Origin of the sequence: Thermomonas sp. (assembly GCF_041905325.1) — a bacterium.
Taxonomy (GTDB): Bacteria; Pseudomonadota; Gammaproteobacteria; order Xanthomonadales; family Xanthomonadaceae; genus Thermomonas.
Genome location: NZ_JAYRLK010000002.1, coordinates 62109 through 85497 on the forward strand (window position 1 = coordinate 62109; position 23389 = coordinate 85497).

Genomic DNA, 23389 nt, shown 5'->3' on the forward strand with positions numbered 1-23389 from the left:
CCATGACAACACAACGTGACGCGGCCTTTTACATGGCCGATATCCGCAGCAAACGCCCGACCCGCCGCCGTGCAGTGGCGGTGGGCGAATTCCTGCCCGGCCCGGAAGCCTATGCCACCGTGATCGAGCGCCGCCTGCCCAAGGGCGACGCGCTGGTGATGGCGGAAATCGCCGGTCTGCAGGGGGCGAAGATGGCCTCCATGCTGATGCCGTTGTGTCACCCGATTTCGCTGGAGCTGGTGCGCGTGCGCTGTGTGCCGGTGCCGGAGCGCCACGCCATCCGGGTCTACTGCGAATGCGCGCTTGAAGCCCGCACGGGGGTGGAAATGGAAGCGCTGGCCGGCGTCAACGCGGCCCTGCTCACGCTTTACGATCTGACCAAGCCGGTGCAGCCGGCGCTTGCCATCAACGGCGTGCGCCTGCTGTTCAAGGAAGGCGGCAAGAAGGGGCTGTGGGTGCACCCCGACGGCATCACGGAGGACGAGCGCGCGCACTACCAGCCGCGTGGCCTGGCCCGCCTCGACGGCGTGCCGTGCGCGGTCATCACCCTCAGCGACCGCGCAAGTGTGGGCGCGTACGAAGACCGCTCCGGCCCGGTGCTGGTGGAAGGGCTGCGCAAGCTGGGCGCCGAAATCGGCCACATCGAAGTATTGCCCGACGGCATCGACCCGCTGGCCGAACGCCTGCACGCGCTGGCCGCCAAGGGCGTGCGCCTGTGCCTGTGCAGCGGCGGCACCGGCCTGGGGCCGCGCGACGTGACGCCGGAAGCGCTGCGGCGGGTGGCCGACCGACCGGTGGAAGGGCTGGCAGAAATGCTGCGTAGCGAAAGCGCCAAGCACACCCCGCTGGCCTGGCTCAGCCGCGCCGAAGTGGTGCAGCTGGGCGGCATGCTGGTGTTCGCGCTGCCGGGCAGCCCGCGCGCGGCGCAGCAGTGCATGGACATGCTGCAGCCGCTGCTGGCGCACGCGTTGGCGATGCTCGATGGCAGGCCGCACCCATGATCGGCTACGACGAGGCATTGGCGCTCATCCAGCGCGAGGCGAAGCCGCTGCCGGTGGTGCCCCGCACGCCGGTGCCGGGACAGGTGCTGGCCGAGCCGGTGCACAGTAGCGAAGACCTGCCGCCGTTCGACAATTCCGCGATGGACGGTTTTGCCCTGCGGGTGGGCGATGCCGGCGCGGCGGCGGGCGCCGAGTTCGACGTGCTGGGCGCGCAGGCCGCAGGCGACGCGCAGGCCACCGCCCAGGGTGGGGCGTGGGAAATCATGACCGGCGCGCGCATCCCGGACGGGCTGGATGCGGTGATCCCGGTCGAGCAGGTCGAGGTGCTGGCCCGCGATGGCGACGGCAAGCCCGCCCGCGTCCGCCTGCAGGCCGATGTGCCGCCCGGCCAGCATGTCCGCCGGCATGGCGAGGACGTGCGCAGGGGCGACCGTTTCCTCGCCGCCGGCACCCGCCTGGATGCCCCGCAGTTGATGCTGTTGGCGGCGCTGGGCGTGGCCGAGGTGAGCGTGCGTGCGGCTCCGCGGGTGGCGCTGCTGAATACCGGGCGCGAGCTGGTGGACGATCCCGCGCAGGCGCTGGGCTCCGGCGAGATCCGCAACAGCAATGGCCCGTACCTGGCCCGACGGATCGAGCAGGCGGGTGGTGAGGTGGTGCTGCGGCAGACCGTCAGCGACGATGCCGAAGCGTTCTTCATCGCGATGGAGCAGGCGCGCTCGGCCGGCGCGGAACTGGTGCTGAGCACCGGTGCGGTCTCGATGGGCCGCTACGACTTCATCCCCGATGCGCTGCGCAAGCTCGGCGCGACCTTCCATTTCCACAAGGTGGCGATCCGTCCCGGCAAGCCGCTGCTGTTTGCCACCTTGCCCAACGGCGCGCTGTTCTTCGGGCTGCCGGGCAATCCGGCCTCCAGCGCCGTGGGGCTGCGCTTCTTCGTCGAGCCGGCGTTGCGGGCGCTGCTGGGGCTGGTGCCGGAGCGCCCGCTGCGGCTGCCGCTGCTGGGCGGCTACCGCAAGCGCCACGCGCTGCGCTTCCACCTCAAGGGTCACGTGGCGCTGGATGGCGATGGCCGGTTGCAGGCGCGGGTACTGCCGGGGCAGGAATCGTTCCGGGTCGCGCCGCTGGCGTTCAGCAATGCGTGGGTCGTGGTCGATGCCGCCGCCGGCGATCTGGCGGAGGGCGCGCTGGTGGATGTCTACCCGCCCGGGCACCTGCTCGGGCTGCAACTGCAGGGACAAGCGTGATGGACGTGCAAGTGAAGCTGTTCGGGGCGTTCCGCGACTGCCAGCCGGAACCGCAAGTGGTGCTGACGCTGGCCGAGGGTGCCCGCGTGGCCGATCTGCGCGCCGCGCTGGAGGCACATGGCCGCGCGCATTGGCCGAACTTCAACCCGGCGCTGCTGGCGCGTTCCGCTTTCGCCAGCGACACCGCAGTACTGCGCGATGCGCAGCCGCTGCCGTCGGGCGTGGGCATGGCGGTGCTGCCGCCGGTGAGCGGGGGTTGAGCATGGATCGCCATCATCTGACCGTTGCCGAGATCGCCGAGGGCCGGCTGGACCCGGCCGCCGCGCTGGAGTTCGTCTCCGACCCCGGTTTCGGCGGCATCACGATGTTCGTCGGCCGCGTGCGCGACCTGAACCATGGCCGTGACGTGACCGGCATCAGCTACGACATGTTCGTGCCGCTGGCGCTGAACGGCTTCGCCGAGATCGCTGCGCAGGCCGAGCGCGACTTCGGCGGCAAGCTCAAGCTCTACATCGGCCACGCCAAGGGGCGGTTGGGAATTGGCGACCTGGCGATGGTGGTGGCCGCCGGTACCCCCCACCGTGATGAAGCCTTCCGCGCCTGCCGGCAGGTGGTGGAGGCGGTCAAGCACACCAGCCCGATCTGGAAGCAGGAGCACTACGTCGACGGTGACAGCGTCTGGAGCGAGGGATGCTCGCTGTGCGATGACGGCCACGGCCATGCGGCAACGGGCGGGCACGGGCACGGCCATGCGCACGAGGCCCACCGGTGAAGGTGCAGTTGCAAGGGCAAGCCCTGCGGTTGCGGCTGGACGAGGCCGAATTGGCCAGCCTGCTGGCAGGGCAGGACGTCGGCAGCCAGACCCGGCTGCTGCCGGGCGCCGCATTCGGCATGCAGGTGCGATTGACTGCGGAAATGGAGCCGGCGCTGGTGGGCGCGCACGGTCAATTCAGTTTCCACTTGCCGCGCAGCCTGCTGGAGCCCTATGTGGCACGGCTGCCCTGCCGGGAGGGCTTGCACGTCCAACTGCCGGCAAGCGGGGAGGACCGTCTCGACGTGGAGTTCGAGGTGGACGTGCGCGACAGTGTCCGCAGCCGGGGCCCGCACAAGCGCTGATTGCGGCAGGGTGGTGCGTGGTTGACCTGCGTCAAGTTGGGAGTAGGGTATCCGGCGGGATTTGACTGGAGTCAAATCGCCGGTGAACCCTGCGCTTCACCATAAGCGCATGGTGGCGGAAGCGCTGCCCCGCAAGGGGCGCGCACTGCTCACGACCGGTTCCCAACCTGCAGGTACGACTCATGAGCGCGCAAATGGCAGAAAAGCCCATCAGCGTCGGTTCCGTGATCCACGAGTGGCATCCGGAGGACGCCGCGTTCTGGGCGCGCACCGGCAACCGCATCGCGAACCGCAACCTCGCCATCTCCATCCCCGCACTGCTGCTGGCATTCGCCATCTGGCAGATGTTCTCGGCGGTGACCGTCAGCCTGCCGAAGGTGGGCTTCAAGTTCGACACCAACGAGTTGTTCTGGCTGGCGGCACTGCCGGCGCTGTCCGGTGCCACCTTCCGCATCTTCTATTCGTTCGTGGTGCCGATGTTCGGTGGCCGCCGCTGGACCGCCATTGCCACTGCCTCGCTGTTGATCCCCGCCATATGGCTGGGCATCGCGGTGCAGGACACCAGCACCCCGTACTGGCACTTCGTCGCCATCGCCATCCTGTGCGGCTTCGGCGGCGGCAATTTCGCCTCGTCGATGTCCAACATCTCGTTCTTCTACCCGAAGGCCAAGCAGGGTTACGCGCTGGGCATGAACGCGGGGCTGGGCAACCTGGGCGTCTCTGCCACCCAGTTCGTGATCCCGCTGGTCATCACCCTCGGCCTGTTCGGCGGGATCGTGGGTGGCCCGCAGCTGACGGCGGAAGGCAAGGATCTGTTCCTGCAGAACGCCGGTTTCGTGTGGGTGCCGTTCCTGCTGATCATTGCCGTGGCGGCGTGGTTCGGCATGCATGACCTGGCGGCGGCGCGCTCCTCGTTCGCGGAACAGGCGGTGATCTTCAAGCGCAAGCACAACTGGCTGATGTGCTGGCTGTACATCGGTACCTTCGGTTCGTTCATCGGCTTCTCGGCCGGCTTCCCGATGCTGACCAAGACCCAGTTCCCCGACGTCAACCCGATGACCTACGCCTTCCTCGGCCCGCTGGTGGGTGCGCTGATGCGCTCGGCCGGCGGTTGGCTGTCGGACAAACTGGGCGGCGCGTTGCTGACCTTCTGGGTGTTCGCGCTGATGATCGTGGGCGTGTTTTGCGTGCTGCACTTCCTGCCCGACCACAACGGCCAGGGCGGCAACTTCTACGGCTTCCTCGGCAGCTTCCTGGGGTTGTTCGTGCTCAGCGGCATCGGCAACGCCTCCACCTTCCGCATGATCCCGGTGATCTTCCGCACCCTGCACGAGCGCTGGACGGCCAGTGGCAAGGCCGAAGACAAGGCGGTTGCGGCACGCCAGGCCGGCATCGAATCGGCGGCGGTGATCGGCTTCAGTTCGGCGATCGGCGCGTACGGCGGCTTCTTCATCCCCAAGAGCTTCGGCTCGTCGATCGCCTGGACCGGCGGCCCGGAGATGGCGCTGTACGGCTTCGTCGCCTTCTATGCCACCTGCTTGGTGGTGACGTGGTGGTGGTATTTCCGCCGCGGTGCCGAGACGCCGTGCTGATTGCTGGACAATGAAAACGTGGCGGCCGATATTGCCGCCTTCAAAGAACAGATGTGGGCGCTGGATCTGCGCCAACCTGCCAAGAGGATGTTCCCATGAGTTATTTCCTTGACCGCCTGCAATTCTTCAAGCGCAATCCGGAAGAGTTTGCCGACGGGCACGGCGTCACCAAGACCGAAACCCGCGAGTGGGAGAACAGCTACCGCGCGCGCTGGCAGTACGACAAGATCGTGCGTTCCACCCACGGGGTGAACTGCACCGGCTCCTGCAGCTGGAAGATCTACGTCAAGAACGGCTTGGTGACCTGGGAAACCCAGCAGACCGACTATCCGCGCACGCGTCCGGACCTGCCCAACCACGAGCCGCGCGGTTGCCCGCGCGGTGCCAGCTATTCGTGGTACCTGTACAGCGCCAACCGCGTGAAGTACCCGTTGGTGCGCGGCGCACTGCTGAAGCTGTGGCGCGAAGCCCGCAAGGGCAAGGCGCCGGTGGACGCATGGGCCAGCATCGTCGAGGACCTCGCCAAGGCCAAGAGCTACAAGACCCGTCGCGGCATGGGCGGCTTCGCCCGCGTGCATTGGGATGAGGTCAACGAAATCATCTCGGCGGCCAACCTCTACACCGTGAAGAAGTACGGGCCCGACCGCGTGATCGGGTTCTCACCGATCCCGGCGATGTCGATGATTTCCTATGCGTCCGGCGCGCGCTACCTGTCGCTGCTCGGCGGTGCCTGCCTGTCGTTCTACGACTGGTATTGCGACTTGCCGCCGTCCAGCCCGCAGGTGTGGGGCGAGCAGACCGACGTGCCGGAATCGGCCGACTGGTACAACAGCCGCTACATCATCGCGTGGGGCTCCAACGTCCCGCAGACCCGCACGCCCGACGCGCACTTCTTCACCGAGGCACGCTACAACGGCACCAAGACGGTGTCGATCACGCCGGACTATTCCGAAGTGGCCAAGCTCACCGACCATTGGCTGCACCCCAAGCAGGGCACCGATGCGGCGCTGGCGTTCGCGTTCGGGCATGTGATCCTGAAGGAATTCCACGTCGACAAGGCCACGGAGTACTTCGTCGATTACTGCCGCAAGACCACCGACATGCCGATGCTGGTGCGGCTGGAAAAGCGTGCCGACGGGCGCTTGGTGCCGGAGCGTTTCCTGCGTGCCTCCGATCTGGGTGGCCTGGGCGAAACCAACAACCCCGAGTGGAAGACGCTGGCATTCGACGAGATCACCGGTGCAATCACCGTTCCCAACGGTTCGATCGGTTTCCGCTGGGGCGAAAAGGGCAAATGGAACATCGAGGAGAAGGACAGCGCCGGCCGTGAAACCCGCCTGCGGCTGTCGTTCAAGGATGGCAACGACGGCATGGCGTCGGTCAGCTTCCCGTACTTCGGCGGCATCGAGCACGGCAAGTGGACGGCCTCCAAGTTCGACGACATCCTGGAGCGCAACATTCCGGTCAAGCGCCTGCAACTGGCCGACGGCAAGGAATGGATGGTCGCCACCGTCTATGACCTGCTGCTGGCGCAGTACGGCGTCGATCGCGGTTTCGGTGGCGGCAACGTGGCGTCGAGCTTCGACGACAACGTGCCGGGCACGCCCGCATGGCAGGAAAAAATCACCGGCGTGCCGCGCCACGACGTGATCGAGATCGCCCGCGAGTTCGCCAGCACTGCCGCCAAGACCCATGGCCGCAGCATGATCATCGTCGGTGCGGCGATGAACCATTGGTTCCACAACGACATGAACTATCGCGGCCTCATCAACATGTTGATGATGTGCGGCTGCGTAGGCCAGACCGGTGGTGGCTGGGCGCATTACGTGGGCCAGGAGAAGCTGCGCCCGCAGACCGGCTGGCAGCCGATCGCATTCGGGCTGGACTGGAGCAAGCCGCCGCGCCACATGAACGGCACCTCGTTCTTCTACTTCATGTCCGACCAGTGGCGTTACGAGAAGGTCGAGATGAAGGAGCTGCTGTCGCCGCTGGCCGACCCGGCCAAGTACAGCGGCAGCCAGGCCGACTTCAACATGCAGGCGATCCGCATGGGCTGGCTGCCCAGCGCGCCGCAGCTGGACCGCAACCCGCTGCAGATTGCGAAGGATGCCGAGGCCGCAGGCGCCTCGCCGGCCGATTACGTGGTCAGCCAGCTCAAGAGCGGGGCGATGGATTTCGCCTACGCCGACCCGGATGCACCGCAGAACTTCCCGCGCAACATGTTCATCTGGCGCTCCAACCTGCTGGGCAGTTCCGGCAAGGGCCACGAGTACATGCTGCGCCACCTGCTGGGGACCCGCCACGGCCTGCAGGGCAAGGATCTGGGCGAGCGCGGTGCCACCAAGCCGGAAGAAATCAAGTGGCGCGACGAAGCGCCGGAAGGCAAGCTCGATCTGCTGGTGACGCTGGACTTCCGCATGTGCACCACCGCGCTGTACAGCGACATCGTGCTGCCCACCGCGACCTGGTACGAGAAGAACGACCTCAATACCTCCGACATGCACCCGTTCATCCACCCGCTGTCGAAGGCGGTGGATCCGGCGTGGGAAGCACGCAGCGACTGGGACATCTTCAAGGGCATCGCCAAGACCGTGTCCGAGATGGCGCCCGGCGTGCTGGGCGTCGAGAAGGACGTGGTGCTGGTGCCCACCCTGCACGACACCCCCGGGGAGCTGGCGATGCCGCTGGGCGTCACCAACTGGAAGAAGGGCGAGTGCGACCCGATCCCCGGCAAGACCATGCCGACGATCGCGGTGGTCGAGCGCGACTACCCGAACCTGTACAAGAAGTTCACCTCGCTGGGCCCGCTGCTGGACAAGCAGGGCAATGGCGGCAAGGGCATCAATTGGGATACCAAGGATGAAGTGCACTTCCTCGGCGATCTCAACCATCGCGTGCGCGAGGAAGGCGTCAGCCAGGGCCGTCCCAACATCCAGACCGCCATCGATGCGGCCGAATGCGTGCTGCATCTGGCGCCGGAAACCAATGGCCATGTCGCAGTGAAGGCGTGGGAGGCGCTCGGTGAGTTCACCGGTCGCGACCACACCCACCTGGCCGTGGGCAAGGAGCATGAAGCCATCCGCTTCCGCGACATCCAGGCGCAGCCGCGCAAGATCATTTCCTCGCCCACCTGGTCCGGTCTGGAAGACGAACACGTCAGCTACAACGCCGGCTACACCAACGTGCACGAGCTGATTCCGTGGCGCACCGTCACCGGACGCCAGCAGTTCTACATGGATCACGAATGGATGCTGGCCTTCGGCGAAGGCTTCATGCAGTACCGCCCGCCGGTGGACACCAAGACCATCGCGCCGCTGCACAACAAGCGTGGCAACGGCAACAAGGAAATCGTGCTGAACTGGATCACCCCGCACCAGAAGTGGGGTATCCACAGCACCTATTCCGACAACCTGATCATGCAGACGTTGTCGCGCGGCGGCCCGATCGTGTGGCTCAGCGAGGACGACGCTCGCGATGCCGGGATCGAGGACAACGACTGGATCGAACTGTTCAACGTCAATGGTGCGATCGCTGCGCGTGCAGTGGTCAGCCAGCGCATGATGAACGGCATTGCGATGATGTATCACGCGCAGGAACGCATCATCAACGTGCCCGGCTCGGAAATCACCGGCACCCGTGGCGGCATCCACAACTCGGTCACCCGCGTGGTGCTCAAGCCCACCCACATGATCGGCGGCTACGCCCAGTTCGCCTATGGCTTCAACTACTACGGCACGGTGGGCAGCAACCGTGACGAATTCGTGATCGTGCGCAAGATGAACAAGGTTGATTGGCTGGATGGCGAGGCCGTGCCTGCCAATGCTCAGGAGGTGGTGTAATGAAAGTCCGTGCACAGATCGCGATGGTGCTGAACCTGGACAAGTGCATCGGTTGCCACACGTGTTCCATCACCTGCAAGAACGTGTGGACGAGCCGTGAAGGCGTGGAATACGCCTGGTTCAACAACGTCGAGACCAAACCCGGCGTGGGCTATCCGAAGGAGTGGGAAAACCAGGACAAGTGGAACGGCGGCTGGGTACGCACTGCCGCCGGCAAGCTGGTGCCGCGCGCCGGCGGGCGCTGGCGCATGTTGTCGAAGATCTTCGCCAACCCCGACCTGCCGCAGATCGACGACTACTACGAGCCGTTCGATTTCGACTACCAGCACCTGCACGAAGCCCCGGACAGCCAGCACCAACCGACCGCGCGCCCGCGTTCGTTGATCTCCGGCCAGCGCATGCAGAAGATCCACTGGGGCCCGAACTGGGAAGAAATCCTCGGCACCGAGTTCGCCAAGCGCAGCAAGGACAAGAACTTCGACAACGTGCAGAAGGAGATCTACGGCGCGTTCGAGAAGACCTTCATGATGTACCTGCCACGGCTGTGCGAGCACTGCCTCAACCCGGCCTGCGTCTCCGCCTGCCCGTCGGGTGCGATCTACAAGCGCGAGGAGGACGGTATCGTCCTGATCGACCAGGACAAGTGCCGCGGCTGGCGCATGTGCGTGTCGGCCTGCCCGTACAAGAAGATCTACTACAACTGGAAGTCGGGCAAATCCGAGAAGTGCATCTTCTGCTATCCGCGCATCGAGATGGGCGAGCCCACCGTGTGCTCGGAAACCTGCGTGGGCCGCATCCGCTACCTCGGCGTGCTGCTGTACGACGCCGATCGCATCCAGGAAGCCGCCTCCGTGCCGGCCGAGAAGGATCTGTACCAGGCGCACCTGGACATCTTCCTCGACCCCAGCGATCCCAAGGTGATCGAGGCCGCGCGCAAGGAAGGCATTCCCGACAGTTGGCTGGAAGCGGCGGTGCACTCGCCGACCTACAAGCTGGCCATTGACTGGAAGCTGGCGTTGCCGCTGCACCCGGAATACCGCACCCTGCCGATGGTGTGGTACGTGCCGCCGCTGTCGCCGATCCAGTCCGCCGCCGAGCGCGGCCGGGTGGGCATGAACGGCGAACTGCCGGACGTGGGTTCGCTGCGCATCCCGGTGCGCTACCTCGCCAACATGCTGACCGCCGGCGATGAAGCGCCGGTGATCCGTGCGCTGGAGCGGATGATGGCGATGCGTGCCTGGCGGCGTGCCAAGAACGTGGACGGCGTGGAAGACCTGGCGGTGCTGAAGCAGGCCGGGTTGACCGTGGCGCAGGCCGAGGACATGTATCGCTACCTCGCCATTGCCAACTACGAAGATCGCTTCGTGGTGCCCTCCGCGCACCGCGAATACGCCAACGACACCTTCGGTGAGCGTGGCGGTTGCGGCTTCACCTTCGGCAATGGTTGCAGCGGTGATTCGCCGGCCGACCTGTTCAGTCAGCGCAAGACCACCAGCTATGCGGTGCACCCGAACCGGCAGGAGAAGTTCGAGGTGGTCGAATGAGCTTGCTCAAGCTCGTCGGCGTGCTGCTGGACTATCCGCAGGATGGCATGTGGCAGCACGGCGACGAATTGCTGGCGGCGGTCGAGGCCTGCGGCTTGCCGCAGGCCCGGCGCGCGCAACTGGCGGGCTTCGTGGGCGAATTGCTCGCCTGCGACGCGCTGGAAGCTCAGGATCGCTGGTTGCAAACCTTCGACCGTGGTCGCGCCATGAGCCTGCTGCTGTTCGAGCACATCCACGGCGAATCGCGCGACCGTGGCCAGGCCATGGTCGATTTGATCGAAGCCTACCGCAAGAACGGCTACGAGCTGTCCGCCAAGGAGTTGCCGGATTACCTGCCGCTGCTGCTGGAATACCTCAGCCTGCGGCCGGAGGTGGAAGCACGTGATTGGCTGCACCACGTCAGCCACATCATCGGCCTGCTGGCTGCGCGTGCCGGCGAACGGCAAAGCCCGTATGCCTTGCTGCTGGAGCTGCTGGTGGAATATGCCGAAGGCAAACTCGACCTGTCCGCCCTGCGCAAGCGTGCCAGCGAAGAGCCCCGCGACGACACTCCCGAAGTGATGGACAAGCTGTGGGAAGAGGAAGCGGTGCGCTTCGGTACGGAGGCCCCGTCCGAGGACTGCGCACCGGCCACGCGCCCTTCCTTCAAAGCCGTTTCATCCTCTGCCGCTACCCAACAGGTGCAGCCATGAACTATCTGAATACATTCGCTTTCCAACTCTATCCCTACATCGCGCTGGCGGTGTTCTTCATCGGCAGCTGGGTGCGTTTCGACAAATCGATGTACACCTGGCGCACCGGCTCCAGCCAGCTGCTCTCCGACAAGGGCATGCGCGTGGGCAGCAACCTGTTCCACCTCGGTATCCTCGCCATCCTGGGTGGCCACCTGGTGGGCTTGCTGACCCCGCATGCGCTTTATGCGTCGGTCATCACCGCGCCGCAGAAGCAGTTGCTGGCGATGGTGGCGGGTGGCGTGTTCGGTGCGGTTTGCCTGGTCGGCATCAGCATCCTCACCGTGCGTCGCCTGTTCAACCCGCGGGTCAAGGCCACTGGCACCACGGGTGACACCGTCATCCTGCTGCTGCTGTTCGCGCAGCTGTTGCTGGGCCTGTACACCATCGTGCAGTCCACCCACCACATGGACGGCGGCGTGATGATGGCGTTGGCGGAATGGGCGCAGCACATCGTCACCTTCCGTGGCGGCGCGGCCGATTTCGTCGGCGACGTGCACTGGGTGTACAAGGCGCACATCTTCCTTGGCCTGACCCTGTTCCTGGTGGCCCCGTTCACCCGCCTGGTGCACGTGTGGAGCATCCCGATGAGCTACCTGTGGCGTCCCTATCAGGTGGTGCGTCGCCGGCAGCCGGCACTGCGCTACGGGCCGAGGGCGTAACGGTGGCAGAGAGCAAGCCGCGTCTGCGCGAACTGCCCATCACCGTCATCGACAGCGGCAAGTCGGTGACGGAGGAGGCGCGCGCGCACCATCACGAGCATGCCGATGAAGGCCCGCGTACCCTGGGCCAGGCCGCGCCCGCGTACCTGTTCGTGGGCGAGACCGTGATTTCCGAGGCCGACATCGCCCGCGAGATGCAGTTCCATCGCGCCATGACGCCGGAGAAATCCCGTGCCGATGCCGCGCGCGCGCTGGTGGTGCGCGAGTTGCTGCGGCTGGAAATCCAGCGGCTTGGCCTGCAGGAGACGGTACAGGACGGCGGCAGCGAAGCCGTGGAAGAAGCCAGCATTCGCCTGCTGCTGGAGCGCGAGGTGGAAAACCGCGTGCCCAGCGAAGACGACTGCCGCCGCTATTACGCGCAGAACCCGACGCGCTTCCACGCGCCGGACCGCATCAAGGTGCGGCACATCCTGCTGGGTGCCCCGGCCGATGACATCAATGGCCGCTTCCAGGCCCGCGAGCAGGCTGAAAAACTCATCGCCGAGCTGAAGGTGCAACCGCACTTGTTTGCCGATTTCGTGTTGCGCCATTCCGACTGTCCCTCGAAGGACGAGGGGGGGGAACTGGGCTGGCTGGAACGCGGGCAGGCCACGCCCGAATTCGACCGCCAGGTATTCCGCCTGCGGCAAGGCCTGGCGGCCTTCCCGGTGGAGTCACGCTGGGGGTACCACGTGGTCTGGGTGGATGCGCTGGAAAATGGCGAGGAACTTGCGTTCGATCAAGTCCACCAGCGCATTTCCGACTATCTTGAGTTGCAGGTTCGGCAACGCGAACTCCAGCAATACCTGCAAGGCTTGCAGGAGCGCTACGAAGTACGCGGACTGGACGCGATTGAAGCCGGGGCAACCTGATTGCGTTCTCGGGTTTGCCGGCGGCGAAGGTTCATTACCTGAAACGGAAGCAAGCCCATGCAAGACCTTTCGACCATCAGTAGCGCCCGCCAGCAGCGGGCGCTTTGGCTGAGCACGATCGCCTTCACCACCTGCTTCGCGGTGTGGATGATCTTTTCGATCATCGGCATCCAGATCAAGAAGGATCTGGGGCTCAACGACACCGAGTTCGGTTTGCTGATCGCCACCCCCGTGCTCAGCGGCTCGCTGCTGCGCATCTTCCTTGGCGTCTGGGCCGACCAGTTGGGCGGGCGCAAGGTGCTCACCGCCGTCATGCTGGCAGGCGCGGCGGCCACCTGGATGCTCACCCACGCTGAAACCTACCCGCAGTTCCTGCTGGCGGCGCTGGGCGTGGGCATCGCCGGGAGTTCGTTCTCGGTGGGCGTGGCCTATGTCTCCAAGTGGTTCCCGACCGAGAAACAAGGCACCGCGCTGGGGATTTTCGGCGCCGGCAATATTGGCTCTGCCGTCACCAAGCTGTTGGCACCGATGGTGATGGTGGCGGCCGGCTGGACGATGGTCGCCAAGATCTGGGCGGTGGGGCTGGCGGTGATGGCCATCCTGTACTTCCTGCTGTCGCAGGAAGACCCGTCGCTGGAGCAGCGTCGCAAGGCCGGCGTCAAGCCGATGCCGTTCTCCGAGCAGATGGCGCCGCTGAAGAACCTGCAGGTGTGGCGCTTCGCGCTGTATTACTTCTTCGTGTTCGGTGGGTTCGTGGCGCTGGCGCTGTGGCTGCCGCGCTACATGATCGGTGCCTATGGCATGGACGTGAAGACCGCCGGCATGCTGGCAGCCGCCTACTCGATTCCCGCCAGCCTGTTCCGCGTGGTCGGTGGCTGGATGTCGGACAAGCTGGGCGCACGCACGGTGATGTACTGGACCTTCGGCGTCTCGGTGGTCTGCTGCTTCCTGCTGGCCTACCCGGACACCCAATACGTGGTGAAGGGCATCAAGGGCGACATCGTGTTCCACTTGGCCATCGGCGTGGTGCCGTTCACCGTGCTGGTGTTCGTGCTGGGCTTTTTCATGTCGCTGGGCAAGGCGGCGGTGTACAAGCACATCCCCGTGTACTACCCGCAGTACGTGGGTTCGGTGGGTGGCGTGGTGGGCATGATCGGCGGCCTGGGCGGCTTCATCCTGCCGATCGCCTTCGGGGCCCTCAATGACCTCACCGGCGTGTGGACCAGCTGCTTCATGTTGCTGTTCGTCCTTGTCGGCACCGCGTTGCTGTGGATGCACTTCGCCATTCGCCGCATGGAACGCCGCCACTTCCCGCAGATCGACCGCGAAACCGACCTGCCGGAAATCATCGACGCCAAGAACGCGCGTTGATCGACGCCTGCGGGCGGCGTGGCGTACCCTGCCACGCCGCCTGCTGCATTTTTCCGCATGACCACAGCGTTGCTGGAACCCATGATCGGCCTGCGCGGTGCCGGCACCAGCCTGACCCCGCAGCGGGCGCGCTTGTTGCAGGCGCTGGACGCACATGGTTCGATCAGTGCCGCCGCGCGTGCGGTGGGGATGAGCTACAAAGGGGCGTGGGATGCGATTGCCGCACTCAATCAGCTCACCAGCCAGCCGCTGGTGGTGGCCGAAACCGGCGGCAGTGGCGGCGGTGGTGCGCGGCTGACCGACATGGGCCGGCGCGTGCTGGCCTTCCATCAGGCATTGACCGCCTTGCAGCACCGCCTGCTGGCCGGTGCTAGCGATGCAGGCAACCTCGATCACATGCTCGGAAGGCTGGGTAACCTCATGCTCAAGACCAGTGCGCGCAACCAGTTCGAAGGCACCATCCACGCCATCCAGCGCGGTGCGGTGAACAGCGAGGTCATCCTCGACCTCGATGGCGGGGACCGCATCACCGCCATCGTCACCAACCGCAGCGTGGACGACCTGGGCTTGCGCGAGGGAGGCAGCGCGATCGCGCTGGTCAAGTCCTCGTTCGTGGTGCTGTCCGCGCCCGGTGTGCGTACCAGCGCCCGCAACGCGCTCGCCGGCACGGTCGTGTCATGCCGCGAGGGCGCGGTGAATGCCGAGGTGCAGCTGCAGCTCAAGGGGGGCCGCCAACTGACCGCCACCGTCACCAACGAAAGTGCGCGTGATCTTGGTATCCACGAGGGCACGCCGATGCTGGCATTGGTCAAGTCATCCCATGTGATCCTGGCGGTGACGGTCTGAACGCACCCGCCGGCATGGTGTCGACGGGCGCGGCAAGCACCCTCAGAACCGGTAGCTGACGTTGGCGAACCAGCTGCGGCCCGGCATCGGATAGCCCTCGGCCAGCTCGTACCACCTGTCGCCGAGGTTGCGCCCGCCGGCCTCGATGTCGAGCCCGTCCAGCGGCGACCACACCAGCTTCGCGCCGAACGTCGCATAGCCGTCCAGCCGCAGGAAGCCGCCCTGGTTGCCCGGTCCGGTGTAGGTGACGATGCGGCCCTGTTCCGCCTCGACGGTGGCGAGAGCCTCCCACTGCGGCGAGAACGTCCACTGCGCGTGCGCGAACAGGCGCTGGCGCGGGCTGTTGGTCAGCCGCACGGCGGGATTGCCGAGGTTGTCGCGGTCCAGCCAGGTGTAGGCCGCGCCAAGCTGGCCGCGTTCGCCGATGTGCTGCTGCAGCGTCAGCTCGACGCCACGGCTGCGCGCCCTGCCGATGTTCTGCGCCTGGTTGCAGACGGTGCTGCCGCACTGGTTGGAGCTGACCAGCGCGTCCTGGATCAGGTCGTCGATGCGGCTCTGGAACAGGCTGGCTTCCAGCATCGCGCCCGTCCACGGCTGCCCGCGCCAGCCCAGTTCGAAATGGCGTGCCACCTCCGGCTTCAGGTCGGGGTTGGGCAGGGCGCTGCCCATGCGCGCGGAATAGCGGTCCTTGATGGTCGGGAAGCGGGTCTTGTGGGAGACGCTGGCGAACAGTCGCCCGTGCTCGCCGAGGTCGCGCTGCAGTTCGATCAATGCGTTGTTGGCGCTGGTGCTGCCGGTGGGCCAGAAATAGACCTGCTTGGCATCGCGCTGTTCATGGCTCACCCCCAGCCGCAGGTCGTAACCGCCGCCGAGGGTGATGCCGTCTTCCACCGCCAGTGAGGTGGTGACGTCGCGGTAGGCCTTGTCCGGTGACTTCGGGTTGGTTTCCAGATGCCGGTCGTTCTTGTAGTGCAACGCGAAGTGCAGGTCGTGATGGGCGAGCGCCTGGGTGGCGAATTCAAGGCTCACGCCGCGGGTCTTGTCGGCATACACGCTGGGGAAGCTGGTGGTGTTGAGCTGGGTGGCATAGCTGCCGTCGGTGTAGGCCTCCAGCCCGTTGCCGTAGCGATCTTCGTAGGCGCGCAGCTTCAGGCTGCCGTGCTCGCCCAGCCCGACGTTGCCGATGAAATACAGGCTTTCCTTGTCCCACCACGGCCAGCGCCAATAGCGGATGCCGCTGCTGGCGCGGCCGGTGTAGACCGGGTTGCCTTTCTGGCCGTCCTGCTTCACGTAGCCCAGCGCGAATTCGCTGCGCTCGCTGGGCGCATAGCCGATCTTGATGGAGGTGCGGCGGTCGTTGCGGTCGGCGTTCTGGCGATGACTGCCGGTGTCGGTGGGCTTGACCTTGTAGTCCTTGAAACCGTCCGGCAGCGGGAAGCCGCCGGCATCCAGCCACGACAGGCCGGCCTGCAGATACCAGTCGCCGTGGCGCATGCCCAGGTTGGCCGCCGCCTTGCGTTCGCCGCCGCTGCCCGCGCCGAGGCGCACATCGCCTTCCAGCGGCGCTGCGGGTTTGCGCGACACCAGGTTGATCGCGCCGCCCAGCGTGTTCGGCCCGTACAGCAGCGAGGCCGCGCCCTTGGCGACGCGGATTTCGGCCAGATCGAAGGTGGTGAAGCGGCCGAAGTCGATGTAGCCGTCGTAGGGCACGTATTGCGGGATGCCGTCGAGGAACACCGGCACCTGGCGCGGGTCGAAGCCGCGCACGTACACCAGCGATTCGTTGCGGCTGTTGTTGGACAGCGCCACGCCGGGCGCGATGGCGACGGCGTCGCCCACGGTGTCGCGGTTGAGCAGATCCAGCTGTTCGCGGGTGACGGCGGTTTCACCGGCGGCAGGCTGCGCGTCCTGCTTGCCGTGCACCACCACGCGGCCGAGTTCGAAGGGTTTGCCGGTCTTGTCGCGGGAGTCTTCGGCGTGCGCGGAGGCCAGGCAGGCAAGCATGGCGCAGGCCAGCGCGGTGCGGGTGAGGGGAATGCGTGGAAAATTTTTCATCGTTGAAGTGGTCATGTGCGGGAATCGGGCGTGCAGCAAGCCGCCACCCGTTTGCGGGGCGGTCTTGCCGGATGGGATGTGGCAGGAAAAGAGGCACGTCCCTGTGCCCTGCCAAGGCTTATTTCATGCGGACGACTTCAATCTCGCTGAGCCAGCGCACATGGCGCGGGCCGGTCTTGGTGTCCTTGCCCGAGATCAGCAGCAATTGGCCTTCACCGGCCTCCAGCGGTTTGCCGTCCTTTTCCCAGGCCACCAGCACCTGGCTGCCGATGGGGGTGTTGTACAGCTCGTTCCACGAGAAGGTGACCACGTAACCGTCGGTGGCGCGCGCCACCACCACCATGCGGCGGCCGTCCTTGTGGCCGCCGACATCGATGCCGACGCGGTCCAGCACGTCGGTCAGGCGCACGCCGCGGAAATTGTTGGCCTTGCCCACCGTTGCCCCGGAGGCGCAGACCACGTCCATCGGCCCGGTGTTGCGCGGCACCATCTTCTTCAGTGCGGCCACGTCGAAGTCGGCCGGCGCCTTCACCGCGCCACTGATGCGCAACGACGTGCTGGGGGTGCCTGCCACGGCATGGATTTGCGGTGCGGCGGCGGGTTTGGCGGGCTGCGCCGGCGTGGCCAGCAGGGGCGGGGACAGCAGCAGGGCAAGCAGCAGGGGCGCGAGTTTCATGGGATATCCTCGATATGAGTTTAAGTATATAGCGAGGAAAGAATAGCGCCGCGCCCGGCTGGCGTTTTTGATCGGGATCAAGCGGGGGAGGTGATCAGGGGGTGGCGGCGACCCATTGCCGGTGCAGCGCCCGCAACTGGCCGGTGAACAGCGTGGCCCATGCGGCCAGGCCGATGCCGAACATCACCTGCGGCAGCATGCCGAGGAAGTGCAGCTCCATCGCCTGCATCATCCGCAGGGTGCTCACCGCGTACATGCCCAGCGGAAACACCGCGCCCCAGTACATCGGGTCGTAGGTGAACGGGAAGCGGCGCACGCCATGGCGCCAGATCGCCAGCACTACCAGCATCGGGATCCACCAGGTGCCGGTGGCCCAGTAGAACACCGTGAAGCCTTTCAGGAACGGCAGCATCGAGTGCAGGAACGGGGCGTGCGGGGTGTTGAGGATCAGCAGCGAGCCAGCCAGGGTGGAGATGGCCATTGCCCCCATGTTGATCCAGTAGGGCGGCGACAGGTCGGCGGGGGAGAACGCGAAGAAGGTGTAGCGGTAGAAGATCAGCGACATCATCCAGATGTAGAGCATGCCGCCCCACAGCCACATCGACAGCGCGAAGAAGTTCATCTCCATGCGCAGCGGCTGGTCCACGTATTGCGAGCACAGCGCGGCGATCACCGCCATCGACTGGGTGGCCACCACCGCCAGCAGCCAGCCCCCGTTGATGCCGCGCGCCAGCTCGGGTTTTTCCTGCTTCACCGTGAGCACGGTGAAGATGGTATAGGTGAAGCCCACCCAGGCCAGCAGGCCGATGCCACCCAGCAGCGTTGCAAGATGCAGGCTGCCACCGATCAGCAGGCTCTGGCTGCCAAGGATCGAACAGGCGGCGACGAAGGTGAAGAAGCCGGGTGCATTGAGGTGGTTGAACAGGTCGTCCAGCACGCGCCTGGGGTGCCAGTACAAATGCAGCAGCGCCAGGCCACCGATGGTGGCGAACAACCCCCAGTTCAACACGAACAGGGCCTTGGCCAGCCACGGCAGTCCCATCAGGTGTGCCGCCAGCGACAGGATGCCGGTGGCCATCACCATGCTGAAATAACCGGGCGACAGGGTGGCCGTGGAGTTGCGGACGTATTGCAACAGGGGTGGCATGGGGGGTTCTCCCTGGGAGGGCGACGAGAGGGGCCGGCGCCGTGGGGAGGCGATCCGACGAGCCTAACCGCAGCGCCGGCGGGCCCGTTTGACCCGGATCAAGCCCGCCTCACACCAGCAGCGCCACCGCCTTGATCTGCGCCCACAGCGGCATGCCCGGGTGCAGGCCCAGCCGCTGCACCGAGCGATGTGAAATGCGCGCCAGCAAGGTGCACCCGCCGGCGTCCAGCCGTGCCTGCACCTGCCCGCCGGGGGCATCTTCCAGCGCCGTCAGCGTGGCCGCCAGCAGGTTGAGCAGGCTGGAATCGTCATGCCGGTGCAAGGCCAGGCTGACGTCGCGGGCCTGGATGCGCACCCGCAGGCGGGTGCCGGCCGGGTGCGCCTCGCCATGCGCGAACAGGTTGCCGGCAGGCGTGTCCAGCGTCAGCAGGCCGTGGTCATCGCGCGCGCGGACTTCCGCCGACCACACCACGCCGGCATCCTCGCGCAGTGCCAGTGGCAGGTCGGTGCGATTGAGCAGATCCAGCGCGTTGCCGCTGGCGGTGCAGTGGCCTGCCTCCATCAACACCAGGTGGTCGGCCAGGCGCGCCACTTCCTCGATGGCGTGGGTGACGTAGAGGATCGGCACACCGGCCTCGCGCCGTACCGCTTCCAGGAACGGCAGGATCTCGGCGCGCCGCGTGGCATCCAGCGCGCTCAGCGGTTCGTCCAGCAACAGCAACCTGGGGGCCGTTACCAGCGCGCGGGCCAGCGCGACCCGCTGGCGTTCGCCGCCGGACAGGGACTGCGGGCGGCGTGCCAGCAGCGGTGCCAGTTGCAGGCGTTCGATCCACTGCTCCAGCAGGGCATCGGAGGCGCCCGCGCGCTTCCAGCCGTAGCGCAGGTTGGCTTCCACGCACAGGTGCGGCAGCAGCGCGCTGTGCTGGAACACCATGCCAACGGCGCGGCGATGCGCGGGCAGGCGATGGCGGGCGTCTTGCCAACACGCGCCGGCGACGTGCAGCTGCCCGCTGGTTGCCGGCTCCAGTCCGGCGATGGCGCGCAGCAGGGTGCTTTTGCCGCAACCGGAGGGGCCGAAGATCACGCTCACGCCCCGCGCAGGCAAGGCCACGTCCACGTCCAGCCGGAAGCTGCCACGCACCAGCCGCTGGATGATGCGGATGTCATCCGCCATGCAGCACCGCCGTGCGCCGGCCCAGCCACTGCATCAGCAACAGCAACGCGAACGAGAACCCCAGCAGGCAGGCCGCCAGCACATGCGCATCGGCATAGGCCATCGCTTCCACCTGGTCGTACAGCAACACCGACAGCACGCGCGTTTCACCTTCGATGTTGCCGCCCACCATCAGCACCACGCCGAATTCGCCCACGGTGTGGGCAAAGCCGAGCAAGCTGGCGGTGACCAGCGACGGCCGCGACAGTGGCAGCACCACGCTGATGAAACGGTCCAGCGGCGCGGCGCGCAGGGTGGCGGCGGCCTCCAGCGTGTCCTTCGGGATCGCGGCAAAGCCCGCTTGCAGCGGGTGCACCACGAACGGCAGCGAGTACAGCACCGAGGCCAGCAGCAGTCCCTTGAAGGTGAACGCCAGCGTGCCCAGCCCCGCCATGTCGGCCAGCCGGCCCAACGGGCCATGCGGGGCCAGCCCCAGCAGCAGGTAGAACCCCAGCACCGTCGGTGGCAGCACCATCGGCAGCGCCACCACCGCGCCCACCGGCAAGCGCCAGCGCGAGCGCGAATGCGCCAGCCACCACGCCAGCGGCATCCCCGCCAGCAGCAGGATCAGGGTGGTCCACCCCGCCAGCTTCAGCGTGATCCAGAGGGCGGGCAGCCAGGTGGATGCGGTGCCGTCCACGGGCGGTCAGTCGTAGCCGAGGGCGTGGATCTTCGCTTGCGCCGCCGGGCTTTGCAGGTACCGCAGGAAGCCGCGTGCCGCCGGGTTGCCGCGGCCGTGGGCCAGCAATACCGCAGTTTGCACGATCGGCGAATGCCAGCTTGCGGGCACCTCCCAACTGGAGCCCGGGGTGCCATGCTGGCGCGCCTGCAACACCAGCGAACGCGGCAGCAGGCCCAGCGGTGCCGCACCGGTGACCACGAACTGGGTGGCCTGGCCGACGTTCTCGCCCAGCACCAGCCTGGGTTGGAGTTCTTCCCAGCGGCGGACATAGGTCAGGGCCTCGCGCGCGGCCTCGCCATAGGGCGCCAGCTCCGGGTTGGCGATCGCCAGCCGGGTGATCGCACCCCGGCGCAGCAATGCTTCGCCATCCTTCACCTGCGCGGGGTCGCGGCTCCACAGCACCAGCCGGCCGACGGCATAGTCGTGCAGGGTGGCGGGATCGGCCAGGCCTTCCGCCGCCAGTTTGCGCGGGGTGCCGGCGTCGGCCGACAGCAGCACGTCGAACGGCGCGCCATTGCTGATCTGCGCATACAGCTTGCCGGTGGACGCGGCGCTGATGTCGATCCTGTGCCCGGTCTTGCGGGTGTAGTCGGCGGCCAGCCCGCGGGCGGCGTCGGCGAAGTTGGCGGCCACGGCGATGCGTGCCTGCGCCGGTGCCGGCGGGGTTGCCGACTGCACCATGCCCGCCAGCCCCAGCCAGCCGGTGGCGGCCAGCCAAAGCCCGGCAATCCAATTGCGTTTCATGCGGAAGTCTCCATTGCAGCCCCGCCATCGGAGGCGGGCAAAGTCTAGCTTTTCACGCGCAGGGCCGGTGCAGGCATGGCTGTCGCTATAATCGCGCATTCGTCATTTTCCGGTGTATCTGCGTGTTCGAATCCCTGACCCAGCGCCTGTCCGGCACCATCGAGCGCCTGCGTGGCCGCGGCCGCCTGACCGAATCCAACATCAGCGAGGCCGTGCGCGAGGTGCGCATCGCACTGCTGGAAGCCGACGTGGCGCTGCCGGTGGTGCAGGCGCTGATCCAGCGCATCAAGGTGCGCGCGGTGGGCCAGGAGGTGATGCGCTCGCTCAGTCCCGGCCAGGTGCTGGTGAAGATCGTGCGCGACGAACTGGCCATGGTGATGGGCGCGCAGGCCTCCGACCTCAACCTCAACGTACCGGCCCCGGCGGTGATCCTGATGGCCGGCCTGCAGGGCGCGGGCAAGACCACCACGGTGGCCAAGCTGGCCAAGCACCTGAAGGAGAAGCGCAAGAAGAAGGTGATGGTGGTCAGCGCCGACGTCTATCGCCCGGCCGCGATCGAGCAATTGCAGACGCTGGCCGGGCAGGTGGGTGCGGTGTTCTTCCCGTCCGACGCCGCCCAGAAGCCAGAGGGCATCGTCAAGGCCGCCATCGACGAGGCGAAGAAAACCTTCGCCGACGTGCTGATCGTCGATACCGCCGGTCGCACCAGCATCGATGATGCGATGATGGCCGAGATCAAGGCGCTGCACGGCGCGGTGAACCCGGTCGAGACCCTGTTCGTGGTCGATTCGATGACCGGCCAGGACGCCGCAGTCACCGCCAAGCACTTCGGCGAGGCGCTGCCGCTGACCGGCGTGGTGCTCACCAAGACCGACGGCGACGCCCGCGGCGGCGCGGCGCTGTCGGTGCGCTACATCACCGGCAAGCCGATCAAGTTCGTCGGCGTTGGCGAGAAGCCCGACGGCCTCGACGTGTTCCACCCCGACCGCGCCGCCGGCCGCATCCTTGACATGGGTGACGTGCTGTCGCTGGTCGAGCAGGTGGAGTCGCAAGTCGACCAGGACAAGGCCAGGAAGCTGGCCGAGAAGGTCGCCAAGGGCAAGAAGTTCGACCTCAACGACATGCGTGACCAGCTCGAGCAGATGCAGAACATGGGCGGCCTGCACGGCCTGATGGACAAGCTGCCGGGCATGGGCCAGTTGCCGGAAGCGGTGAAACAGCAGGTCACCGGCAAGGAAGTGCCGCGGATGATCGCCATCATCAATTCGATGACGAAGAAAGAGCGCCGCAACCCGGATCTGCTCAATGGTTCGCGGCGCGCCCGCGTGGCGCGCGGCAGCGGCTTGACGCCGGCCGACGTCAACAAGGTGCTCAAGCAGTACCAGCAGATGGAAAAGATGATGGGCAAGCTGGGCCGCGGCGGCATGAAGGGCATGATGCGCGGCCTGTCCGGGATGATGGGCGGCCGCGGCGGCCTGCCGATGCGCTGAGCGCGGGATGCACGAAGCCAGGGGAGGGTCGATGTCGCAACGTCTCGATTACAGGACCGCGTCCGCCGATGCCTTCAAGGCCTGCTGCAACTGGAGCACCAGGTGCACAAAAGCGGGCTGGAGCCGGCCCTGCTGGAACTGGTGAAGTCACGCGCCTCGCAGCTCAACGGCTGTGCCTGGTGTCTGGACATGCACACCAAGGACGCGCGTGCGCAGGGTGAAACCGAGCAGCGCCTGTACCTGCTTGCCGCCTGGCACGATGCCCCCTGCTACAGCGAGCGCGAACGCGCCGCACTGGCGTGGACGGAGGCGCTGACCCGGCTTGCCAACGCACAGGATGTGCCGGATGCTGTCTATCTGGCAGCCCGCCAGCATTTCGACGAGAAACAACTGGTGGACCTGACCTTGGCCATCATCGCCATCAACGGCTGGAATCGCCTCAATGTGGCCTTTCGCACCGTGGTGGGGGATTACGTCAGCCCCCATCCGGGCAATCCCTGAGTACGGCTGAACGGAGGCGGATGA

Annotated in this window: 21 protein-coding genes; 15 read left to right on the top strand and 6 right to left on the bottom strand. The window is 66.5% G+C overall.

The window, feature by feature from the left end; all coding sequences use genetic code 11:
• Positions 1-2 precede the first annotated feature (2 nt).
• The 13 genes from moaCB to ACE3OK_RS02540 all read left to right on the top strand — a co-directional run bounded on the left by moaCB (position 3) and on the right by ACE3OK_RS02540 (position 14857).
• Positions 3-1001, top strand: a complete 999-nt coding sequence (gene moaCB, locus ACE3OK_RS02480) for a bifunctional molybdenum cofactor biosynthesis protein MoaC/MoaB (RefSeq protein WP_374247955.1) — start codon at positions 3-5, stop codon at positions 999-1001.
• Positions 998-2245, top strand: a complete 1248-nt coding sequence (gene glp, locus ACE3OK_RS02485) for a gephyrin-like molybdotransferase Glp (protein WP_374247957.1) — start codon at positions 998-1000, stop codon at positions 2243-2245. The genes moaCB and glp overlap by 4 nt, the downstream gene beginning before the upstream one ends.
• Positions 2245-2505, top strand: coding sequence for a MoaD/ThiS family protein (locus ACE3OK_RS02490; protein WP_374247958.1), 261 nt, complete (start codon positions 2245-2247; stop codon positions 2503-2505). The genes glp and ACE3OK_RS02490 overlap by 1 nt, the downstream gene beginning before the upstream one ends.
• A gap of 2 nt (positions 2506-2507) precedes the next feature.
• Positions 2508-3017 carry a molybdenum cofactor biosynthesis protein MoaE gene (locus ACE3OK_RS02495; protein WP_374247959.1) on the top strand — a complete coding sequence of 170 codons (510 nt, stop codon included), beginning with the start codon at positions 2508-2510 and terminating at the stop codon, positions 3015-3017.
• Positions 3014-3361: a hypothetical protein gene (locus tag ACE3OK_RS02500; RefSeq protein WP_374247960.1), complete on the top strand. Its 348-nt coding sequence runs from the start codon at positions 3014-3016 to the stop codon at positions 3359-3361. Before ACE3OK_RS02495 ends, ACE3OK_RS02500 begins: the two co-directional genes overlap by 4 nt.
• Before the next feature lie 194 nt (positions 3362-3555).
• Positions 3556-4953, top strand: a complete 1398-nt coding sequence (locus tag ACE3OK_RS02505) for a NarK family nitrate/nitrite MFS transporter (RefSeq protein WP_374247961.1) — start codon at positions 3556-3558, stop codon at positions 4951-4953.
• Positions 4954-5048: 95 nt separating this feature from the next.
• Positions 5049-8792, top strand: coding sequence for a nitrate reductase subunit alpha (locus ACE3OK_RS02510; RefSeq protein WP_374247962.1), 3744 nt, complete (start codon positions 5049-5051; stop codon positions 8790-8792).
• Positions 8792-10336, top strand: coding sequence for a nitrate reductase subunit beta (gene narH, locus ACE3OK_RS02515; protein ID WP_374247963.1), 1545 nt, complete (start codon positions 8792-8794; stop codon positions 10334-10336). Before ACE3OK_RS02510 ends, narH begins: the two co-directional genes overlap by 1 nt.
• Positions 10333-11028: a nitrate reductase molybdenum cofactor assembly chaperone gene (gene narJ / locus ACE3OK_RS02520; protein WP_374247964.1), complete on the top strand. Its 696-nt coding sequence runs from the start codon at positions 10333-10335 to the stop codon at positions 11026-11028. The genes narH and narJ overlap by 4 nt, the downstream gene beginning before the upstream one ends.
• Entirely contained in the window at positions 11025-11729 is a 705-nt protein-coding gene (gene narI / locus ACE3OK_RS02525) for a respiratory nitrate reductase subunit gamma (RefSeq protein ID WP_374247965.1), read from the top strand. Before narJ ends, narI begins: the two co-directional genes overlap by 4 nt.
• Before the next feature lie 2 nt (positions 11730-11731).
• Positions 11732-12640 (top strand): peptidylprolyl isomerase, encoded by a 909-nt coding sequence (locus tag ACE3OK_RS02530; protein WP_374247966.1) that lies wholly within the window; start codon positions 11732-11734, stop codon positions 12638-12640.
• Positions 12641-12697: 57 nt separating this feature from the next.
• Entirely contained in the window at positions 12698-14011 is a 1314-nt protein-coding gene (locus ACE3OK_RS02535) for a nitrate/nitrite transporter (RefSeq protein ID WP_374247967.1), read from the top strand.
• 57 nt (positions 14012-14068) lie between these two features.
• On the top strand, positions 14069-14857 hold the full coding sequence (locus ACE3OK_RS02540) for a TOBE domain-containing protein (RefSeq protein WP_374247969.1): 789 nt from the start codon (positions 14069-14071) through the stop codon (positions 14855-14857).
• Positions 14858-14899: 42 nt separating this feature from the next.
• On the opposite strand, the gene ACE3OK_RS02545 is transcribed toward ACE3OK_RS02540, so the two are convergent.
• From ACE3OK_RS02545 to modA, 6 genes are all read right to left on the bottom strand, one after another.
• Complete coding sequence (locus ACE3OK_RS02545) at positions 14900-16912, bottom strand: TonB-dependent receptor plug domain-containing protein (RefSeq protein WP_374247970.1); 2013 nt, start codon at positions 16910-16912, stop codon at positions 14900-14902.
• A 118-nt stretch (positions 16913-17030) separates the two neighbouring features.
• Positions 17031-17588 (bottom strand): molybdopterin-dependent oxidoreductase, encoded by a 558-nt coding sequence (locus tag ACE3OK_RS02550; protein WP_374247971.1) that lies wholly within the window; start codon positions 17586-17588, stop codon positions 17031-17033.
• A gap of 94 nt (positions 17589-17682) precedes the next feature.
• The gene (locus ACE3OK_RS02555; protein WP_374247972.1) at positions 17683-18735 is read right to left on the bottom strand and encodes a tellurite resistance/C4-dicarboxylate transporter family protein; all 1053 of its coding nucleotides are present in this window, start codon (positions 18733-18735) and stop codon (positions 17683-17685) included.
• Positions 18736-18844: 109 nt separating this feature from the next.
• Positions 18845-19909: a molybdenum ABC transporter ATP-binding protein gene (gene modC / locus ACE3OK_RS02560; protein ID WP_374247973.1), complete on the bottom strand. Its 1065-nt coding sequence runs from the start codon at positions 19907-19909 to the stop codon at positions 18845-18847.
• The gene (gene modB, locus ACE3OK_RS02565) at positions 19899-20588 is read right to left on the bottom strand and encodes a molybdate ABC transporter permease subunit (protein ID WP_374247974.1); all 690 of its coding nucleotides are present in this window, start codon (positions 20586-20588) and stop codon (positions 19899-19901) included. Before modB ends, modC begins: the two co-directional genes overlap by 11 nt.
• 6 nt (positions 20589-20594) lie before the next feature.
• Positions 20595-21374 (bottom strand): molybdate ABC transporter substrate-binding protein, encoded by a 780-nt coding sequence (gene modA / locus ACE3OK_RS02570; RefSeq protein ID WP_374247975.1) that lies wholly within the window; start codon positions 21372-21374, stop codon positions 20595-20597.
• A gap of 122 nt (positions 21375-21496) precedes the next feature.
• Here modA and ffh point away from each other — a divergent pair, with 122 nt between their 5' ends.
• Together ffh and ACE3OK_RS02580 are read left to right on the top strand one after the other, a co-directional pair.
• Positions 21497-22864: a signal recognition particle protein gene (gene ffh, locus ACE3OK_RS02575; protein WP_374247976.1), complete on the top strand. Its 1368-nt coding sequence runs from the start codon at positions 21497-21499 to the stop codon at positions 22862-22864.
• A 102-nt stretch (positions 22865-22966) separates the two neighbouring features.
• Complete coding sequence (locus tag ACE3OK_RS02580; protein ID WP_374247977.1) at positions 22967-23365, top strand: carboxymuconolactone decarboxylase family protein; 399 nt, start codon at positions 22967-22969, stop codon at positions 23363-23365.
• Positions 23366-23389 lie beyond the last annotated feature (24 nt).

What these genes read in the sequence shown, in the direction of transcription:
- moaCB (WP_374247955.1), top strand. Translation starts at nt 3, where the DNA reads ATGACAACACAACGTGACGCGGCCTTTTACATGGCCGATATCCGCAGC.
- glp (WP_374247957.1), top strand. Translation starts at nt 998, where the DNA reads ATGATCGGCTACGACGAGGCATTGGCGCTCATCCAGCGCGAGGCGAAG.
- ACE3OK_RS02490 (WP_374247958.1), top strand. Translation starts at nt 2,245, where the DNA reads ATGGACGTGCAAGTGAAGCTGTTCGGGGCGTTCCGCGACTGCCAGCCG.
- ACE3OK_RS02495 (WP_374247959.1), top strand. Translation starts at nt 2,508, where the DNA reads ATGGATCGCCATCATCTGACCGTTGCCGAGATCGCCGAGGGCCGGCTG.
- ACE3OK_RS02505 (WP_374247961.1), top strand. Translation starts at nt 3,556, where the DNA reads ATGGCAGAAAAGCCCATCAGCGTCGGTTCCGTGATCCACGAGTGGCAT.
- ACE3OK_RS02510 (WP_374247962.1), top strand. Translation starts at nt 5,049, where the DNA reads ATGAGTTATTTCCTTGACCGCCTGCAATTCTTCAAGCGCAATCCGGAA.
- narH (WP_374247963.1), top strand. Translation starts at nt 8,792, where the DNA reads ATGAAAGTCCGTGCACAGATCGCGATGGTGCTGAACCTGGACAAGTGC.
- narJ (WP_374247964.1), top strand. Translation starts at nt 10,333, where the DNA reads ATGAGCTTGCTCAAGCTCGTCGGCGTGCTGCTGGACTATCCGCAGGAT.
- narI (WP_374247965.1), top strand. Translation starts at nt 11,025, where the DNA reads ATGAACTATCTGAATACATTCGCTTTCCAACTCTATCCCTACATCGCG.
- ACE3OK_RS02535 (WP_374247967.1), top strand. Translation starts at nt 12,698, where the DNA reads ATGCAAGACCTTTCGACCATCAGTAGCGCCCGCCAGCAGCGGGCGCTT.
- ACE3OK_RS02540 (WP_374247969.1), top strand. Translation starts at nt 14,069, where the DNA reads ATGACCACAGCGTTGCTGGAACCCATGATCGGCCTGCGCGGTGCCGGC.
- ACE3OK_RS02545 (WP_374247970.1), bottom strand. Translation starts at nt 16,912, where the DNA reads ATGAAAAATTTTCCACGCATTCCCCTCACCCGCACCGCGCTGGCCTGC.
- ACE3OK_RS02550 (WP_374247971.1), bottom strand. Translation starts at nt 17,588, where the DNA reads ATGAAACTCGCGCCCCTGCTGCTTGCCCTGCTGCTGTCCCCGCCCCTG.
- ACE3OK_RS02555 (WP_374247972.1), bottom strand. Translation starts at nt 18,735, where the DNA reads ATGCCACCCCTGTTGCAATACGTCCGCAACTCCACGGCCACCCTGTCG.
- modC (WP_374247973.1), bottom strand. Translation starts at nt 19,909, where the DNA reads ATGGCGGATGACATCCGCATCATCCAGCGGCTGGTGCGTGGCAGCTTC.
- modA (WP_374247975.1), bottom strand. Translation starts at nt 21,374, where the DNA reads ATGAAACGCAATTGGATTGCCGGGCTTTGGCTGGCCGCCACCGGCTGG.